Source organism: Bacillus sp. LR--39 (assembly GCF_053613335.1).
Genome location: NZ_JBSIOT010000296.1, coordinates 1 through 1119, shown reverse-complemented (window position 1 = coordinate 1119; position 1119 = coordinate 1). Strand labels below are relative to the sequence as shown.

General features: G+C 42.8%; 1 protein-coding gene and 1 pseudogene. Both read right to left on the bottom strand.

Features of this window, described 5'->3' with window-relative positions:
- Nucleotides 1-288: DUF444 family protein (locus ACWHAR_RS22655; RefSeq protein WP_452087897.1), on the bottom strand; the 288-nt coding region annotated here is incomplete at its 3' end.
- A 179-nt stretch (nucleotides 289-467) separates the two neighbouring features.
- Nucleotides 468-1119, bottom strand: a pseudogene (gene prkA / locus ACWHAR_RS22650) (serine/threonine protein kinase PrkA); the annotation flags it as partial.

Here is a 1119-nt window from a genome sequence, read left to right as displayed (position 1 = left end):
CCGGGCCACAACATCTCCAATCTGGCTCTCGCCGTCTCCTTGCCCTACATGTTTATTTTTATCATAGTTATAACGGATTTTATACTCATCAAGTGAACGGATTGGGATCTTCACTACATCTTTTCCATTAGACATAATAATGCTTTCCTCAGTTACGAGGTCCGGAAGATTGTTTTTGATCGCTTCCTGCACTTTTTTCTGGTGGCGCTGCTGGTCATCGAAGCCTTTGCGATGGAGGGACCAGTTTTCCTCAGAAATCAAAAAATGGCCGCTGTCATTTTGGGACATGAATTCCCCTCCTTAACCATTTGTGGTCGTGATACATACGTATTCCGGCTTGAGCCAGATTATGAAACAAGTCTTTCGAAAAGATTTATATTCATCATATGCACATATGCACGTTTAATTGACAAACTATTTAGAAAATGGGACAAAATAACCCGCCCTATTCGGACGGGTCACGTTGCTTATCGGTTCAGCAGGCTGCCGACATATTTCAGCAGCTCATTGGCGCTCGTCGAGTTGTATCCGTGCTCATCAATTAAACGGGCCACGACTTCATTTACCTTTTTCAGCTGCTGCTCATCCGGCGTTTTTGTTGAGGTCGTAATTTTAACGACATCCTTCAGATCAGCAAACAGCTTTTTCTGAATAGCTTCACGCAGTCTTTCATGGGAATTGTAATCAAACCGCTTGCCTTTTCTCGCATAGGCCGAGATGCGGATTAAAATTTCTTCGCGGAACGCTTTTTTGGCGTTTTCCGAAATGCCGATCTGCTCTTCGATGGATCTCATCAGCTTTTCGTCAGGGTTCATTTCCTCTCCTGTCAAAGGATCACGAAGCTTGTTTTTATTGCAATAAGCCTCTACGTTATCGAGGTAATTGTCCATAAGTGTTTTTGCTGATTCTTCATACGAATACACAAACGCTTTTTGAACTTCCTTTTTCGCAATGTCGTCATATTCCTTGCGGGCGGCAGAAATAAAATTCAAATACCGCTCCCTGTCCTCGCTTGAAATTGATGGGTGCTGATCAAGACCTTCTTTTAAGGAACGAAGGACATCGAGAGAATTAATCGATTCCATATTCTTTCTGATAATCGTTGAAGATATCCGGTTG